We start from the raw sequence: 18,024 nt of genomic DNA on the forward strand, positions 1-18,024 counted from the left end.
GGCAAACGCTTTTTTATACCCTTCGCCTTAAATCAACCCTAACTTTCCGAAAACTGAACTTATGAAGCTTCAAACCCGAAACTTAACGCACATTTTAACTTCTTTACTGTTGGTTTTATGTGCCGTCTCTACCACTGCAGCCCAGGATACCGGCGTACTCATACTGGCCCACGGAGGCAGCGAAGAATGGAACGACCTCATCCATGAAGCAGCGGAACCACTTAAAGCAAATCACAAGGTGGAAGTCGCTTTTGGGATGGCCAACTATGTGAGCATGCACCACGGGCTTAAAGCACTGGAAGAGCAAGGAGTTTCAAAAATTGCCGTAGTGCAGCTGTTTATCTCAAGCTACAGCCCCATCATTGAACAAAATGCCTATTTGCTGGGTAAGCGTGATTCCCTTCCCGAAACACCGATGCCTTTGATGCATCATGTAGATGAGTACAAAGAAATGATGGGCATTGAAGAGGAAGAAACAGCGGGCCATCATGGCGGTGGACATCGTTTTTACATGCCTAAAAACTTGCAGCCTATCCCGCTGGAAGCCGAAGTAGTGTTGACCCCGGCTCTGGATGATCATCCCGTAGTGGCTGAAATCCTGAACAAGCGCATACAGGAATTAAGCTCTGATCCTGCAAACGAAACGGTACTGATGGTAGCTCATGGTCCTAATAGTGAGGAAAACAATAAAAAATGGATTGACACGATGGAAAGCCTGTCGCAAAAAATTCAATCTACGCAAGCTGACAATGGCACGCCTTACAAGCAAATATTTGCCCTCACCGTCCGGGATGATGCGCCGGAACCTGTTTTTGAACAAGCCAAGGCTAACCTTCGTACCCTGGTTCGTCAGGCCGGTCAAAATGGTGAGGTGATTGTAGTGCCTTTATTTCTTTCTTCGGGCGGACGCGAGCAAGCCGTTGCTCAGCGACTGGAAGGTCTCGACTTTGAATGGAGTGGCAAAACCTTACTGCCCGACCCGCTGATTACCGATTTCATCCAGAAATCAGTTAAAGCCGGATTTGCAGAGATGAACTAAAAGTTGCTTCAGTAATAGTTCCAGATATCAATATTGGATGCTATTCATACCCGGGTTTTGCCCGGGTATTTTTTTTTAACTACTGCCTGCCGATATCTTTACGAAGCATTGAACTTTGATAATTACGTCCGGACTTTGGCACCAACACCCTCCGCCTCCCATTTGGTCGGCACCTCTCTCCCCGACCTATTGGTACGGGACAGGCAAGGGAGGACTTGCTTTCCTGTAGACATTCTTTGGATTAATTCACTCCTTTTTACATCGAACTCAGGCTTACTCTTTTTTAGACAATCGTCGGTATCTCATCATCACCTCATCACCTTATCGCTATATCACCTTATTCCCCTTTAGGGAGCTCTATATAAAAAGTAGTGCCTTTTGCTTCTTTGCTTTCAAACCAGATTTCTCCGCCCATTCGTTCTACAAAATCCTTGGTCATGCTTAATCCAAAACCGGAGCCTTTTTCTTTTTTAGTTCCGCTGCGAGTCCAGCTATTGCTGTTGAAAATCTTGTGTTGTTCCGCTTCCGGAATACCCACTCCATTATCCCGAACAGAAACAATTACAGAACAATCCTCCTCTTTAGATTCTACCTGAATCCTCCCTCCCTCGCCGGTGTATTTAATAGCATTTGAAACGAGATTCCTGAAAATAACCCGCAGTGCATTTGCGTCGGCAAGTACCTTTTCGTGCCCCACATTGGATTCAAGATCAATCTTTTTACGGATGGCGATGAAAGACTGCGTGGTTACCACATCTTTAATGACGGGATTCAGGTTTTGTGAGGTCACATTTAGATCAAAACCGGAGAGCTGGTCCTTGGCCCAGGCCAGTAAATCCTCGATTACGTTTACATTTTCCCTGATAGAAAGCTCAATATCGTCAATCAACCGCATCAGGTCCTCTCCCTCAAGTACATCATCCCTGATTAAACTAATAACGCCTTGTACGGATGTAAGTGGAGAACGGAGGTCGTGACTAACGATGGCAAACACTTCATCCTTCGCCTGATTTAGCTCCTGTAACTCCTTCTTTTGTTTCTCCAATTCCGCAAGCAATTGTTCTTTTTCCCTGGCATTTTTGCGTGCCAGATAAAGCAGCGCTCCAATCAGTATTAGGATAAGAATAGCTGCTGCAATCAGGATATTTTGGATTTCTATTCTTCTTTCTTGTTGAGCCTGTTTCTCCTGCAACAGTTCGTTGATTTCATTTTGCCGATTTAGCTCAAGCTGACTCTCCATATTGGCCAATTCCCGTTCCTGCTCGATGGTTGCCATACTATCTGCCACCCATTTATTCTTCTCAAAATAAGTCAGGGCTTCCTCAAACTGTCTACTTGCTCTATAAGTTTTATACAGGCTCTCACTCGCTGAAATGACAAATTCTGCATTGTCCAGTTGTTCAGCAACGTTCAAACTCCGCTGAAAATAAGGTAAAGCTTCCTCGAAATTTCCCTGATCATAGTACAACTCCCCCAATTCCCACACATTGTAATATATACCTTCAAACACATTACTCTGTTCAGAATAATCCAATGACTCCCTCAGATATCCTTCCGCCTGATCGTAATTCTTCATTAGTCTGTTCAGATTGCCCATGTTAAAAAACAGAATCATCGGCGGTCTATTGGGAAACAATTCCTGATGCAGTGCATATGCCCTCTCGTAATAAGTCAATGCCTCCTCCAGTTCCCCCTGATCTTTGCGCATTACCCCCAAATTGATGTTGGCTCGGTATAACTCCCCTCGTAATCCCTTTTCCCGGGCCAGTTCCATGGTTCTTTCCAGGTAATGATCTGCCTTTTCATACTCCTCCATTTCGGAATAGACCAGAGAGATATTATTCAGGGTGGTAGCCCAAAGCACGGTGTCCCGGGTCATTTCAGCATCTTTTATCACATTCAGATATCCTTCAACCGCATTGGCAAAATCCCCAACCTTATCATAGGCTGACGCGATATTCATTTTTACCCCCGTCCTGAATCCCTGTACTTCTGAGGAATCCATTAACGAGATTTCTTCCAGGGCTTTTTGATAGGCCCTGAGTGACTCAGTTGTATTTCCCTGGTCTTTATAAATGTTTCCCAACTCGTTGTACAGGTCTGGAGAGTTTCGTTTCCCTTCAAAGGTTTCCAAGGCTCCTTGTATCAAAACAAGAGCCGAATCTAGTTTACGCTCTGCCCTCAGTATACCAGAAAAACGAACCGTTGCCGTTAATATCCCATTTTGATAACCAATGGCACGAGCCAGTGAGTCAGCCCTCTCTGCATACTTTTTTGATAACTGAAGATCTCCCTGATTTAAAAGACTATATGAAGTATTGGCGTATTCCAGCACTTTGGTTGTATCTGGTATTACTTCACTGGTCTTTTGTGCACATATTATACTTGGCAATAGCATGAATATTACCCACACCAAAGCCTTCCTTTCTGATAAAACCAACATACCCTAATTTTTTAGCTGAAACTGATTTTTTAAACGGGCCTGAAAATAATAAAGAAGCGACTATATAAAATTATATTAACATAAATTAAATCTATTGCTTAGCCGATCTACTTCTTCCTTTCGAATTGATGCTTTAGATAGCTAATTTTCAGTTTCTTATTAACATCAAATCACATCATGTCACAGCCAGATTTATCCTATTGGGAAAAAGAACTCTACCAGCAAAAATACGACCTTATTGTTGTTGGGGGCGGACTTACCGGGCAATCCGCAGCTCTCTTCTATAAAAAAAACAATCCCCACGCGAAGGTCCTGGTTATAGATCGCGGTTTTTTTCCGCTTGGGGCAAGCACCCGAAATGCCGGTTTTGCTTGTTTTGGATCGGTGACCGAGCACATGTCAGATCTCAAAATAGAAGATGAGGAAAAAATTGTTGACCGCATCAGGCGACGCATCAATGGTTTGAAATTATTGCGGCAAACGCTTGGGGATGAAGCTATCGACTACCAGGAACCCGGCTCCTATGAAATCTTTACGGATGAAGAAACTTACAGTGAAGCTATTTCTTACCTGGATACATGCAATGCTCTGCTAAGGCAAGCTTCGGATATACAGGATGTTTATTCCAAAAGTACCTATCAGGAATTCCCGGCCATTACTATAAAGAGGGAAGGGTGTCTGCATCCCGGTAAAATGATGAAGTCCCTGTATCAAAAAAACCTCAGTTCCGGCGTGGAATTTCGCTGGCAGACGCCGGTGCAAAAAATTCATTCAGATGATGGAAAAATAGAACTGGAAAATGGAATCAACCTTAGTGGTTCAACCGTGGTTGTAGCCACCAATGCCTTTACCTCAAAATTACTGCCGGAGGTGGAGATTAAGCCCGGGCGGGGCTATGTATTTGTCACTAAGCCCATCCCCGAGCTAAAATGGCAGGGCACCTTTCATTACGACCGGGGTTATTACTATTTCCGCAATGTAGATCAAAACCGATTGCTGCTTGGCGGTGCCCGAAGTTTAGACATTGATGGAGAAACAACGACCAAGTTTGGCGTAAATGATTTGATTAAAAATCATTTATTAGAGTTTACCAATGATGTTCTTAAGCTACCTTCGGATTGGGAGATTGAAACAGAATGGTCAGGAATCATGGGATTCACCCAAACGAAAAGTCCACTCTTGAGAGCTATTTCTGATCGGTGTTTAGTGGTAGCCGGATTGAGTGGAATGGGAGTGGCTCTGGGAATGCAGCTTGGTAAAGAGGCAGCGGAAACTATTGATGGGAATAGATAATTCGATGATCATTTTTTAAAGCTCCGAAATGGGGACGACATTCAATAGTCCATGTCAAATAGTTGTTTTTTAAAGTCACTCTTGAGAAGGCAGAGATCTGTTATAATCACAACTTTCCTTATCTACTTATTTCCTTATCAACTAAAATCCCCCTCTTTATACCGGTGAATAAGCCGTTCTTCATTCACTCTCTTAAACCCTTCCAGTTTTTCTGCATTACGGGAAGCCAGCGTCATCTCTCTTTTACCCAAAGCACCACGGGCACGGGCTACCTTCCATCCCGCTACCGCCATTGCAGCCCTTGCTCCTGAAGCCGCACAGTAGGTGGTTAGCATCGTATCTTTTTGGGAGAAAGAAGCCAGCTTCTTGAAGGCTTCATCAGTCCAAAGCTCTCCGTTTACACCTGGTGAGAATGGATCGTGAAATATAAAATCAGCTTCTACATCTTCAGAAGAGAAATCCTCAAACTTTCCCTGGAATACAATCAACTCCACATCCAGCTCATCTACAGGTTTAAACGAATTCATACCCGGCTGTAAATCACGAAAGATATCAGGTAGAATCGTATTCAAGTGAGGCTTCTTCAAATGTCCGGTGAAATCAAATTCTTTGGCTGTCTCTGCATCAACTGGAAAAGCTTCTATAGAAAAAAAACGGACCGGAACCTGCAGATCGTGTTCTTTCAGGTAATCCAGGAGCAGCAGGAAATTGAGTCCAGTGCCAAAGCCTACCTCCAATATTGTTAGAGTAGGAGCTTCCTTGAGGAAAGAAAATACACCCGGTTGTTCAAAAAATACATGCAGGCTTTCGGAAGCGGCCCCATTCGGGTTGTGATAGTACTGATTGAAAGATTCGGAATAAACGGTAGAGGAACCGTCTTTGGTTTGATGGATTGATGAGTTCATACCCGAATATACCGGTTTATGCACTCACCATAAACCGGTGTTATAAGCTATTGGAGAATCCAAAAATACAGTATCAGTCTCTTACTTTAACCGATACTTTTCCGTAATTGGTTTTGGCTTTTATAACAGGTCCGCCATTGCCGAGTGTACCGGAAACAGATGAAGAACTCTTATTGCCATCGAATGAAAAAGCAGAATCCAATTCGATACTACTGCCGGACAAATCCAGGTAAGCATCAATATTTCTTGGTAACCAGATCGTAATACTGCCGGCTCCTGTTTCAGCTTGGGAATCTCCGGTAAGTTCCTGGAAACGTAAATCAATATTCCCGCCATTGGTTGTAGCCGTTACCGTACCAGAAGTGTTAAATGCCTCAAGATTTCCGCCTGAAGTCTTCATGGTTAAGGTGCCTTCAAAATCATCGGTCCTGATATGACCTCCCATAGACCGCAAGCTCATATTGCCTGTTGACTCGTTTACTTTAATATGTCCACCAAAAGTTTTCGCCTCTACCTCACCGGAAAGATCGTTTAAAGTGATGTGACCGCCCTTGGTTTCATATACCTGAACGCCCTTTAAATCATTGGATGACACATGACCAGCGCCGGTGCTGGAATTTACCTGCATATTTTGAGGGACACTCAGCGTGGTTTGTAGATGGATGTTGTTGCTACCATCATTATTATTTTTGAGGGATCGCACTTCAAAAGCGGCCGTTTGATTTTTTACCGTAGGAAGTACACGAATTTTTGATTGCAGATCGGTTTTGGTAGCAATTTGTCCGGAGGCCTGAATGGTCAGCTTGGCCTTCTCATTGGTGGAGCCAACCACTTCAATAGAGCCAAATGGTATGGATAGTTCTGTTTCTGTTAGCCCGGATCCGTCTATCTCTTTTACATAGGTATAAATACCAGGGGATACCACGCTCCAGTTGCCGGGATTAGCCGCCACTGATTTATTAATCTCCACAGTACCTTTTTCCGGATCGAAATTAATTTTCAGGCTCTCGTCCTCGAACTCTCTGAGAGCTTCCTCAATTTCTTTATCAAATTCAGATTGAATCTCGGAAGGTAAGAAGTTGGTGAGATTCTTCAGGTTTTCCAGATTCTTGATATTCTCAAGATTCTCCAGTTTCTCTAATTCTTTAAGTCCTTCCAGGTGTTTCAAGTTTTCCAGGCTTTTCAGTTCAATCACCCGAATCCTATCGCCATCTACCTGTACACGAATGCTATCAACACGTGATTCGGTGTGTTTTGGAGGGGCATCAGAGTTCTGAGTAATCAAGTAGATAGATATGCCTGAAAAAAAGAGTCCTGCCAGTATTATTTCCCAAGAAATGGTTTTCATAAATCATCTTATTAATTTTGCAATAACGCAGTACGCAAGGCTAATCAAAAGGTTACGTTCAGTCGTACATTATTCTTATCATCCAAAAAACGAATCAACATAACAGCACGCATGCACTCCAAAATCAAAGAGCTTTCTGAAAAATACTTCGAAGACACCGTATCCATTCGTAAATATTTGCATCAACATCCTGAAGTAAGTTATAAGGAATTTGAGACCACCAAGTATATAAAAAATAAGCTTAAAGAGTGGGGAATTCCCTTTGAGAGCCCTCTTGAAACCGGCTGCGTTGGTATTATTGAGGGAGAACGGGCTTCCGACAAAGTCATTGCTTTGCGGGCTGATATCGATGCATTACCTATTCAGGAAACGGGAGCTGCCAAACAGGGGTTCCTCTCCAAGAATGAGGGAGTGGCCCATTGTTGTGGTCATGATGCCCACACGGCCAACTTGCTAACGGCTGCCCGCATCCTCAATGAGCTAAAAAGTGAGATAGAAGGAAAAGTACTACTTGTTTTTCAACCAGGAGAAGAGAAGTTACCCGGCGGAGGAAAGTTACTGAGTGAAACCGGTTTTCTTCAGGATCAAAACGTCCAGTCTATTTATGGCTTACACACCTCTCCCAATCATGCGCCGGGCACCATAGCTACAAAAACCGGTCCTTTGATGGCAGCTCCAGATGAGTTTGAAATTGAGATTATAGGGAAAGGCGGTCATGCGGCAAAAGCTCACGAGGCCATCGATCCTGTAGTACTTTCGGCCCAGTTTATCAATGCTGCACAAACGATAGCCAGCCGCAGCGTGGATCCAACCGAACCCGTAGTGGTGACCATTGGCAGGATAGAAGGCGGAACCGCCCATAACATCATCCCCGAAAAAGTAAAACTTTGGGGCACCGCCCGAACCCTCACTCCTGAAACGGCAGACCTGGTAGAAAATCGTCTGGAAACTTTACTCAAAGGTATTACGGCATCGGCTGGCGGATCCTACAATTTTGCTTTCAATAAAGGATACCCTGCAGTCATCAATACGGAAAAAGAAGCGGAGACCGTACTTCGCAGTATGCGGAATTTATTTGGGGATGAGCGAGCTATTGAAATGAAACGCCCCATTATGGCCGGAGAAGACTTCGCCTTTTACCAGCAATATTTTCCCGGGGCTTTCTACTTTGTAGGAAGCGGAAGCCCGGCCTCCGATTCTCAATACCCCTGGCATCACCCCAAATACAACGTGGATCATGGGTTCTTCAAAGTAGCCACGCCCATGATGGTTTCACTGGTATTTGAGCACTAACTGGACTAAACCACCCTGCACTGAAAGTGCAGGGGTATGGTTGGGAACTGAAAGTCCCAGTCTCCCCACCATCCCGGTCCATATAGATGTTAGATAATTCGTTGACAAAACTTACTTAAGAAGACCCCGAATGGGGTCTAACATCAATAGCCCCGGGTAAGCCTGTTTAGGTTTACCCGCTTGCGGGGAGCAAACAGGCGCAACCCGGGGTACATAAAAAAGAGCCCAAGCTTCGCCCCGTTGACAGGTGAGATAATCTTGCCTTACGAAGCTTTGGCTTTGGCTCCCCATAGCACGCAGTTGCCCAACCCTCGTTAGATGTTCCTACCTCAAAGTAAAACAAGCCTCGGGTTCTTTTTTTGTGATAGCCAACCCAGGGTTGCATCCACTTGAGTGGATTTACCCTGGGCTATTGATGTTTGTCCCCATTCGGGGACGGCCAGAAAATTGTCACCGAATTATCTAACATCTACAAGAATGACCCCATGACCTTAGCCATTGGATTTTTTCGAAATACTAAAGTGCAGGGTTTTTAACCTGCTGGGGCCAATAAAAAAACCTGCCTGGTAATGGGCAGGTTTAAGTAAATTATATGCAGGAATTCTTTTTAAGAATTGACGAGGGTAGCATCCAATTTGATGTTGACTCCCGCTAATGCTTTTGACACCGGGCATCCTTTTTTAGCGGCTTCTGCAATTTCCTGGAATTTATCATCGTCAATTCCAGGTACATCTCCTTTTGCAGTCAGGGTAATAGTAGTTATAGCCGGGCCGTCATCGGTTGATTCAAGTACTACATCTGCATGAGTTTCAACTGAATTTGGGGTGAACCCTGCTTTATCCAATTCATTAGAAAAAGCCATCGAGTAACATCCTGCATGGGCTGCCCCGATGAGTTCTTCCGGATTGGATCCTTCTTTATCTTCAAACCGGGTCGCAAAACTATATTTCCCTTCGTAGGAGCCACTCTCTAATTTCATGGTTCCGCTTCCGGATTTTAAATCTCCCGTCCATTTTGCATCTGCTTTCTTAGTTGGCATAATGATGTATTGGTTTATAGTTCTTGGTTTTTATGTGTTGTGCAAAATAACAAAAGGGAGTATAAATACATTCCCTTATTTATTGACATATAACCATTTACACGTTTCTAAAAACGGTTTATATACCTGCCCAATCAGAGGCAAATGTTTTGCTTAGCAAAGAACCACATCCAACTTTATTATAATTCAGGAACACTTTGTTCACATCACCATATAATAGAATGGAGATAAAAAAGGAATAAAGAGAGAAAAGTTATGACCAACCCAAATTCACCTGTCATTATATTCTAACCGTCGCTCAACACAAGCTTTCTATAATTTAGCGGCTTAGGGGATGTTTTACGATGATGATTGATAATCGTGAATACAATGCCCAAAACATTCCTGAACCGTTAGATACCCCGACTGCATCTAGTGGTCGGGGTTTTTTATTTTTTGATGTTTTTTGGAATGGCACGAGAAGAAGTGAAGTCCTGTAGGACTTCATTTGTGTATTGGAAAAAATTTACATCTTTTGATAGCCTGCATTGGTTTGATGGTGGTTGCCTACTTCAGCAGGATCCTTCACTGCACTTCCTCTGGTCGTTTGTTCAGGATGACAGGCCCTGCAATATAGAATCTAAGCCTCACTCCGCTCGGCAGGGTGGCATCAGGCCCAAAGCGTCTTCTTCCCTTATCAAAGGGAAGAAACAACCTGTCCCGAGAAGTTCGGGGAGAGGGGTTCGGTAACCAAAGGCTGGATGACAAAACTTATTCAATCAACTACCGCTCCAGATATTCTTCAAACCATTCCAGCACGCGCTGTCCAACATCTACACTTAATTTTGGCTCGGAAGGGCCGTGTCCCGAGCGTGGATATAGCACCAACTCAGTGGGCACCTCCATACGCTTAAGCACCTGGTACATTTCATAGCTTTGAGAGGCAGGCACTCGCTGGTCGTTGGAACTGTGAAGCAGTTGTACGGGCGTGGTCACTTCATCCACGCGGGTGTGGGGTGAGAGATCTGCAAAAAGCTGCTTCAGCTCCTCAGACTCCCAGTAGCCGCCACCCATCAAACCGAGGCCATAATCAATTACATCTGTGGTTACAAACATGCTTTCCAGGTTAAAGAGCCCGGCTCCCATGCTGATGGCCTTAAAGCGGTCGGTTTTAGTGGCAATGCGAGCTGCCATATAGCCACCATAACTCCACCCCGCCATCACCAGGCTATCTGGGTGGGCAATGCCCCGCTCAATTACTTCATCCACCCCGGTCATGATATCCTGGTAATCGCCTTCTCCTAAATCCTGAAAATTAGCATAACGGAATTCCTTGCCATAGGCACTGCTACCACGGGGATTGGGTTTTAAAATGGCATATCCTTTATGTGCAAAAAAGGCCGCATTATAAAAAGCCCCGGTTCCTAAAAAAGTATTGGAGTATACGCCCCCAGGACCGCCATGTACATTTAAAAACAGGGGATATTGCTTTCCTTTCTCATAACCAACAGGATAAATCAGCAGGCCTTCTATTTCCATGCCATCGGTGGAAGTCCATGTAATGGTTTCAACTTTGGGCATTTCCGGAAATACATATTCATCTTCAAAATTAGAAATTTGCACCGGATTAAAACGACGGCCTTTGCTTACATATACTTCTTCATACTGTCCACCCATTTGCATCGTAAATGCGGTGATGCCGGCTGTTGGAGCATCCGAAAAACTATAATAAGCATCGTTTGAGTGAATCATTTCAGGCTCTCCACCATCCAGTGGTAATTTGTACATAGCTGCCAAGGTCTTTCTTCCCTCGGTAACATATACAGCATCACTTTCATCACCCACATACACACTGCGGATGTTACGATCAAAAGTATGGGCCAGGGCCTGAGCTTCGCCGCCAGCTGCTGGAATTACATACGCATCCGTTTGTCCGATGGGTTCTGGTTGGTCTCCATCCGAGAGAAATACAATCTGTTCGCCATCTTTTGTATAAACCGGTGAATGATCGGCGCCTCCCATATCAACCAATGCAGTTACCGTTCCTGAATCAGCCGGTACGGTGCTGATAGCCCCGGTATCACCATCATCCAACATAGGAGTTTCACGATGCGAGAAAACCAATGTTTCCCCATCGGGCGACCAACTGAAATCCTGAGCGTGCATATCTTCCGAATACACAGCTTTGGCTGAATGCTCCAGTGGCTCATCCCCTATTTCCTGAACATAAATCCGTGCATATCGAACCTCTTCTCCTACTACCGTGACATCTTCTTTAGCTTTTGCTTTTTCTTTGGATGCTTCTGACTCGGCATCTGTACTGGTAAAAGCAATCCGGCTGCCATCCGGTGACCATTTATAGTCCTGTACCCCTGTTTCAATATTGGTGATCGCTTCTGCCTCACCTCCATTGAGGGGAATCCGATACAGCTGGGTACTTTCTCCGCGATTGGCGGTAAAACTCAGGTATTTTCCATCCGGGCTAAATGCAGGATTTCCAGCCGACTTTTCACCCCGCGTGAACTGACGGTTCCAGTTCCCTTCGGTATCCGCAACCCAAATTTGTGAATGGTATTCCGATTCCGTATCAGAAACAATACCCCAGCTAACCGTGTAGGCCAGGTATTTACCATCCGGTGAGATAACAGGCGCACTGGCGTTTTTAACCTGTACAAAATCCGACAAATCAACGCTGACCGTGTCCTGGGCTGCTGCCGTTGTGATCCATGTTAAACTGATGAGCATTAAGAGAGTAAAGAATCGTTTCATTGCAAAATCCTTGGTTACGGTTTGCTTGAAAGAAAAGAAATGAGTTCGGTCTTTCCTATGGTACTTACAAGTTTTAAAAGAGAGAGTGGATTCGGGATTTATGATTGATGATTTCTTCTTTTTTTAGGCAAGTCTGCTTCTGCAAGATCATTCACTGCACTCCCTCTGGTCGTTTGTTCAGGATGACACGGTATGTGAACCAAGCACTTAGCCTAGCTCGGTGGAGGTAATTCCAGTCAAATCTCACCAAAGCGTTTTCTCCCCTTATCAAGGGGAGAAACAAAGAGGGGTCCGGCAACCAAGGGCTCGATTCCTTAGTTTAGCAATGAAAATATCAATCATTGCTTGTATATAAACATCAATATTCTTCGCAACTCAACCCCTCTCTGGCTTTCCCTCCCGGAGATTCGGGACAAGGGAGAGGACGCCTTTAAATCTACAAAACTTTATATTTAACAGATTGCCTGCTTCCGCAGGATCCTTCACTGCACTCCCGCCGGTCGTTTGTTCAGGATGACAGGTCCTGCAATATAGAATCTAAGCCTCGCTCCGCTCGGCAGGGTGGCATTGCGCCCATTTCTATCCAAAGCGTCTTCTCCCCTTATCAAAGGGGAGAAACAAAGAGGGGTCCTGGAGCCAAGGGTGTGATGTATTCATTAAATCTTTAATCCCCGGAAAATAAGTACTAAAGTATTTCACTTCTGTAATCAAAGAATTCTAAAAACTCTGACATCTCACATTGCCTTAACAAACAAACAAAACTACTTCGTATAAAGGGAAAATGTGTTTACCTTCAGCATCCGAAATCGTAATAGAAACAACCGTGACAGGCAGATGGACATCAGCGCGTTACTTGAGAAAATTGAGAACAAAACATACACCGTAGGTATAATCGGTTTGGGCTATGTGGGGTTGCCGCTGATGTGGACCTTTCATAAAGAAGGACTTCCGGTTATTGGTTTTGATATTGATGAAAAGAAGATCAACCATCTTCATGAGGGCACACCTTATATCAAGCACTTGGGTTCAGAGATGATGAAAAGCCTGGCAGACTCTGATCGCTGTGAAGCCACGACGGATTTCTCGCGGCTAACTGAAGCCGATGCCATCTTGTTATGCGTGCCTACCCCGCTCGATTATCACCGGGAACCGGATATGAGCTATGTGGAACAGACCACAGAGACGGTCTCAAAATATTTACGAAAAGGGCAGTTGGTGATTTTGGAATCTACTACCTGGCCGGGAACTACCGAGGAACTGATGATTCCCATCCTCGAGAAGAACTCTGGCTTGAAGGCCGGTACCGATTTCTACGTGGCCTACAGCCCGGAACGAGAAGATCCCGGAAACCCTGATTTCAACACGGCTAAAATTCCCAAAGTTGTAGGCGGGCACGGTGAAGATGCTCTTGCCCTCGCCCAGGCCATGTACGATACCGCAATTGTTGAAACGGTTCCCGTATCAAATTGCAAAACCGCAGAGGCGGTAAAACTCACGGAAAACATTTTTCGTTCTGTGAATATCGCTTTGGTAAACGAGCTGAAGGTGGTGTATGAATCAATGGGCATTGACGTTCACGAAGTGCTCGATGCCGCCGACAGTAAACCTTTTGGTTTTATGAAGTTTACACCGGGTCCTGGTTTGGGCGGCCACTGCATCCCCATCGATCCATTTTATTTAACATGGAAAGCCCGCGAATATGAGCAACATACCCGCTTTATTGAGCTGGCCGGTGAGGTGAATACCCACATGCCTCAATATGTTTTAGACCGTACGATAATGGCTCTGAATGCTCATAAAAAAGCACTCAACGGGTCTAAAGTATTAGTAATCGGACTGGCTTATAAACCCGATGTGGATGACATGCGGGAATCACCCACTTTCAAAATCTTTAACCTGTTAAAAGCTACGGGTGTCGAAATTTCTTATTACGATCCCCACATCCCCGAGATTCCCCCCTCCCGAGAACATGACGAATGGACTGGCACTTTATCCATCGACTGGAATGAAGAAACCATCCGCCAGTTTGATGCCGTCATCATCTCTACCAATCACAGCAACATCAATTACCAGGAGCTGGCAAACTGGAATAACTGTATCATCGATACCCGAAATGCCATGAAAGGCATTGAGCCTAAAAATAAGCGGCATATCTTTAAAGCTTGATTGCTGTCTAGCATTGCCATAACAATTCTACTATTTGCAAACTTTACTCCCCTTGGTAGCACGCCCCATCTCTGGCTCTCCCTCCCGAGGATTCGGAACAAGGGAGAGAACGCATTTAAAGCTGTGATTTTCGCTTAAACATATTATTTCAATTTAATCCCTTGCCGTCGTCACGTTCAGGTTAGAACTGAAAAATGAACAATGACAAGATCAAAAAAACCGTCATTCAGAGGCTACCGCCGAAGAAACTAAGCCAGAAAATGATTACCGACATGCCATAGACTATAGAGTATGATTCACTGGCAATGGTTTTCAAGTAATAAGCGATATACAGCTACAGATTCGCAAAATGTAGGCTCCTTCACCTCGACTCCCTGCGGTCGTCTCGTTCAGGATGACACGGTGCATTGAGTAAGCACTTAGATCCCTACGGTCGCTTATGCAGGAAGGGGACTTTAATATACTTACAAATACATCTTTGGATCGAACAGACCATGTAAACATCCTCTCCACTTATTCAAGAAGAAAGGCAGAGTGGAGTCGGTAGCAAAGAATTCAATGCAAAATTAAAAGACTGTATAAAAATATCTTTTCCAAACTCCGTTCGTGCCTGTAGATCCTTCACTGCACTCCCTTCAGTCGTTTGTTCAGGATGACAGGCTTCAGGAAGTAAATACAAAGCTCCCTACGGTCGCACTTTTTACAGGCCATTTGCTCCTTTACAACTCCAGTATCCCTCCAGTATAAGTCCAGTACAACTCCAGTTAGATTGTATTCTGAAATGGAGCGGTATTGGAGGAATACTGGAGGGGTATTATAGCGAATAGATAGATCTACAATTTATCGACTTATTCCTGCTATTGGAACAGCCTGAATTTTTTCTAGAATACTTGAATGAACCCGGCATGTCCTATCACAACCAAAGAGTCCTCTCCCCTTATTCAAGAGAAGAGACAGGTTACCAGGGATTCGATGCTGAAAAATGAACAATAACAAGATCAAAAAAACCGTCATTCAGAGGCTACCGCTGAAGAAACTAAGCCAGAAAATGATTACCGAAATACCATAGACTATAGAGTATGATTCACTGGCAATGGTTTTCAAGAAATAAGCGATATACAGCTTCGCAAAATGCAAGATCCTTCACCTCGACTCCCTGCGGTCGTCTCGTTCAGGATGACACGGTGCATGGAGTAAACACTTAGCTCCCTACGGTCGCTTTTTCAGGATGACAGGCCACGTGGAATAAATTCTTAGCTCCCTGCGGTCGCTTACTCGGGGAATGAGGCTTTGGTATACATGTCTATTCAGCTTGTGTAGACAACTATTTGCAACCAGTGCGTCTTTTCCACTTATTCAAGTGGAGTCCCGTTGTCAGAGGCTCGCTTGCTTAATTATTCCCGAATAAGTCCCTTGTGTACACTTTTTCTTTCACATCCTGGATTTCATCAACCATACGATTGGCCACAATCACCTCAGATTCTTTCTTGAAAGCGTCCAGATCTTTAATAACTCGGGAATGGTAGAATTCTTCTTTATCCAAGTAGGGCTCATATACAATGACTTCGATGCCCTTTGCCTTGATACGTTTCATAATCCCCTGAATAGCACTCTGGCGGAAATTGTCTGAGCCCTGTTTCATCACCAGGCGATAGATGCCTACAACCTTGGGATCATTTTTCCAAATCTGGCGGGCAATGAAGTCCTTGCGGGTAGTATTGGCATCCACAATGGCTTTGATAAGGTTATTGGGTACATTTTCGAAATTTGCCAATAACTGCTTGGTATCTTTAGGTAAGCAATAGCCCCCATATCCAAAAGAGGGGTTATTGTAATGATCACCAATACGGGGATCCAGGCCTACGCCGCTAATCACTTGCTTGGTGTTCAGTCCATGGGTTTCACAATAAGAATCCAATTCATTGAAATAAGCTACCCGCATGGCCAGATACGTATTGGAAAATAGCTTGATAGCCTCGGCTTCCGTACTGTCAGTAAATAAGATATCAATATCCCCGGCATCGTCTGCCGCTCCCTCTTCCAACAATCCTGCAAACTTCTCGGCACGATCAGAACATTCCCCAACTACAATGCGGGAAGGATAAAGATTATCATGCAAAGCCTTACCCTCTCTCAAAAACTCGGGAGAAAAAATCAGGTTACTGGTTTGAAACCGCTGACGCGCTTCCTTCACAAAACCTACCGGTATGGTCGATTTGATCACCATTAACGCATCCGGATTTATTTCCTTCACGTCCTGAATAACAGCCTCTACCGAACGGGTATCAAATTTATTGGTTTCCGGATCATAATTGGTAGGGGTGGCTATAATTACAAACTCGGCCCCTTTGTACGCCTCTTCTTTATCCAGAGTGGCTGTTAGGTTCAAATCATCTTTATCATTAAAAAACCGTTCTATTTCCTTATCCGAAATGGGCGATTTTCTCTCATTAATCGACTTTACTTTTTTCTCGTCGATGTCCAGTGCTACTACTTCGTGATTCTGGGATAATAATACGGAGAGAGAGAGGCCTACATAGCCAGTACCTGCTACTGCAATTTTCATTCGGTTACTGCGATGATTATGAATTATAATTTCTTTGAACAGTTTTATGAAGACACCTGTAGAACAAGTTAATATTGTTTTTCATACACTTGCCACTCGGGAATCTAAATAATTTATATTTAGCCCAAAAACTAAAGACATGCCATAAAAGATAGTCTAATGCCTAAGGATAGTTTTAGACTAAAAAGCTAAGGTAAGAAATACGATTAAGCACAGTGGCTAAACTGGCGAAGCCTATCAAGGCTACCATTAATGCGCGTTAGTTTGATTATTAAACATTTGCATAACAGTACCAAAGATGATTTTCACATCCATCATCAAAGACTGTTTTTGCACGTAGATAAGATCTTTGTCCAATCTTTTTCGCATATGGTCATTGTCCAAGGTCCCTCCTCTAAGTCCTTTTACCTGGGCAAAACCGGTGATACCCGGACGTACCGCATAGCGATAATAAAAATCGTCAAAACGTTTGTTCCAGTAAACCGTTTCATCTTTCATGTATGGTCTTGGACCTACTAAACTCATATCCCCTTTAAGGACATTAAACAACTGGGGAAGTTCATCAAGATTTGACTTACGCAAGAAGCTACCAAATTTAAAAACCCTGATATCACCTTTCTGAGTTACCGCTGGTTTTTCACGATTTGGAGCTTCATAGAATTCATGCATAGTCCGCACTTTATAGCAGAGAAAAGATTCACCGCCCCTGCCGGTTCTCTTTTGCTTAAAAAATATAGGGCCTGGCGAAGATAATTTTATACCCAGTGCTAAAAACGGAAACAATACAGCTAATACCGTTAAGCCGATTAATGATAGGATAATATCAAGTGCCCTTTTACCGGTGTATTCCTTTTGTGTAAGAGCATAGAATTTACTTGGAAGAACCGTGTTATTATTGACTATCTGATATTCACTTTCCCGAGCTTTTCGTACAATTGTATCCCTAACTGTCATATCCATAAATACCTGCTTTTTGTATTAACCCATAAATAAATTAATGACAATGCTTAAACCTGAAGATCTCATATATCTCTTAGACTTAAGTCTGTCTTGTTTACATATTGCTAAACCCTAACAAAATTATCGAGTCTGAATATTTGGTTACTTGTATCTCTTTGTACTGGAAATATTCCAGTTTTATTATTTCGATCTATTAAGTAATTCGATACCTGAATCCCTAATAC

Annotated in this window: 11 protein-coding genes; 4 read left to right on the forward strand and 7 right to left on the reverse strand. The window is 43.8% G+C overall.

Annotated elements, in window-relative coordinates:
- The first annotated feature begins 61 nt into the window (after positions 1-61).
- Entirely contained in the window at positions 62-1,039 is a 978-nt protein-coding gene (locus tag FN815_RS17950; protein WP_142456218.1) for a sirohydrochlorin chelatase, read from the forward strand.
- 337 nt (positions 1,040-1,376) lie between these two features.
- On the opposite strand, the gene FN815_RS17955 is transcribed toward FN815_RS17950, so the two are convergent.
- A complete protein-coding gene (locus FN815_RS17955) occupies positions 1,377-3,431 on the reverse strand; it encodes an ATP-binding protein (protein WP_185957370.1) in 2,055 nt (684 codons plus the stop codon).
- A 228-nt stretch (positions 3,432-3,659) separates the two neighbouring features.
- Here FN815_RS17955 and FN815_RS17960 point away from each other — a divergent pair, with 228 nt between their 5' ends.
- Positions 3,660-4,775, forward strand: coding sequence for an NAD(P)/FAD-dependent oxidoreductase (locus FN815_RS17960; protein WP_142456220.1), 1,116 nt, complete (start codon positions 3,660-3,662; stop codon positions 4,773-4,775).
- Positions 4,776-4,912: 137 nt separating this feature from the next.
- Here the strand turns inward: FN815_RS17960 and mnmC2 are convergent, their stop codons facing one another.
- Positions 4,913-5,680, reverse strand: coding sequence for a tRNA (5-methylaminomethyl-2-thiouridine)(34)-methyltransferase MnmC2 (gene mnmC2 / locus FN815_RS17965; RefSeq protein ID WP_142456221.1), 768 nt, complete (start codon positions 5,678-5,680; stop codon positions 4,913-4,915).
- Positions 5,681-5,753: 73 nt separating this feature from the next.
- Complete coding sequence (locus FN815_RS17970; RefSeq protein WP_142456222.1) at positions 5,754-7,028, reverse strand: DUF4097 family beta strand repeat-containing protein; 1,275 nt, start codon at positions 7,026-7,028, stop codon at positions 5,754-5,756.
- Positions 7,029-7,139: 111 nt separating this feature from the next.
- On the opposite strand from FN815_RS17970, the gene FN815_RS17975 reads away from it, so the two are divergent.
- Positions 7,140-8,321: a M20 metallopeptidase family protein gene (locus FN815_RS17975; RefSeq protein WP_142456223.1), complete on the forward strand. Its 1,182-nt coding sequence runs from the start codon at positions 7,140-7,142 to the stop codon at positions 8,319-8,321.
- Positions 8,322-8,928: 607 nt separating this feature from the next.
- Here the strand turns inward: FN815_RS17975 and FN815_RS17980 are convergent.
- Both FN815_RS17980 and FN815_RS17985 read right to left on the reverse strand, forming a co-directional pair.
- A complete protein-coding gene (locus FN815_RS17980) occupies positions 8,929-9,360 on the reverse strand; it encodes an OsmC family protein (protein WP_142456224.1) in 432 nt (143 codons plus the stop codon).
- Positions 9,361-10,122: 762 nt separating this feature from the next.
- A complete protein-coding gene (locus FN815_RS17985; protein WP_142456225.1) occupies positions 10,123-12,108 on the reverse strand; it encodes a S9 family peptidase in 1,986 nt (661 codons plus the stop codon).
- An 834-nt stretch (positions 12,109-12,942) separates the two neighbouring features.
- Between FN815_RS17985 and FN815_RS17990 the strand changes: the two genes are divergently transcribed.
- Positions 12,943-14,274: a nucleotide sugar dehydrogenase gene (locus FN815_RS17990; RefSeq protein ID WP_142456226.1), complete on the forward strand. Its 1,332-nt coding sequence runs from the start codon at positions 12,943-12,945 to the stop codon at positions 14,272-14,274.
- Between the two features lie 1,390 nt (positions 14,275-15,664).
- On the opposite strand, the gene FN815_RS17995 is transcribed toward FN815_RS17990, so the two are convergent.
- Together FN815_RS17995 and FN815_RS18000 are read right to left on the reverse strand one after the other, a co-directional pair.
- Positions 15,665-16,840 (reverse strand): nucleotide sugar dehydrogenase, encoded by a 1,176-nt coding sequence (locus FN815_RS17995; RefSeq protein ID WP_142456227.1) that lies wholly within the window; start codon positions 16,838-16,840, stop codon positions 15,665-15,667.
- Positions 16,841-17,089: 249 nt separating this feature from the next.
- On the reverse strand, positions 17,090-17,800 hold the full coding sequence (locus FN815_RS18000; protein ID WP_142456228.1) for a sugar transferase: 711 nt from the start codon (positions 17,798-17,800) through the stop codon (positions 17,090-17,092).
- Between the last annotated feature and the right edge of the window lie 224 nt (positions 17,801-18,024).

This window comes from Gracilimonas mengyeensis (genome assembly GCF_900182705.1).
Lineage (GTDB): Bacteria > Bacteroidota > Rhodothermia > Balneolales > Balneolaceae > Gracilimonas > Gracilimonas mengyeensis.

Excerpts from the sequence above, each read along its gene's own strand:
- mnmC2 (WP_142456221.1), bottom strand. The coding sequence starts at position 5,680 with ATGAACTCATCAATCCATCAAACCAAAGACGGTTCCTCTACCGTTTAT.
- FN815_RS17975 (WP_142456223.1), top strand. The coding sequence starts at position 7,140 with ATGCACTCCAAAATCAAAGAGCTTTCTGAAAAATACTTCGAAGACACC.
- FN815_RS17980 (WP_142456224.1), bottom strand. The coding sequence starts at position 9,360 with ATGCCAACTAAGAAAGCAGATGCAAAATGGACGGGAGATTTAAAATCC.
- FN815_RS17995 (WP_142456227.1), bottom strand. The coding sequence starts at position 16,840 with ATGAAAATTGCAGTAGCAGGTACTGGCTATGTAGGCCTCTCTCTCTCC.
- FN815_RS17970 (WP_142456222.1), bottom strand. The coding sequence starts at position 7,028 with ATGAAAACCATTTCTTGGGAAATAATACTGGCAGGACTCTTTTTTTCA.
- FN815_RS17990 (WP_142456226.1), top strand. The coding sequence starts at position 12,943 with ATGGACATCAGCGCGTTACTTGAGAAAATTGAGAACAAAACATACACC.
- FN815_RS17950 (WP_142456218.1), top strand. The coding sequence starts at position 62 with ATGAAGCTTCAAACCCGAAACTTAACGCACATTTTAACTTCTTTACTG.
- FN815_RS18000 (WP_142456228.1), bottom strand. The coding sequence starts at position 17,800 with ATGGATATGACAGTTAGGGATACAATTGTACGAAAAGCTCGGGAAAGT.
- FN815_RS17985 (WP_142456225.1), bottom strand. The coding sequence starts at position 12,108 with ATGAAACGATTCTTTACTCTCTTAATGCTCATCAGTTTAACATGGATC.
- FN815_RS17960 (WP_142456220.1), top strand. The coding sequence starts at position 3,660 with ATGTCACAGCCAGATTTATCCTATTGGGAAAAAGAACTCTACCAGCAA.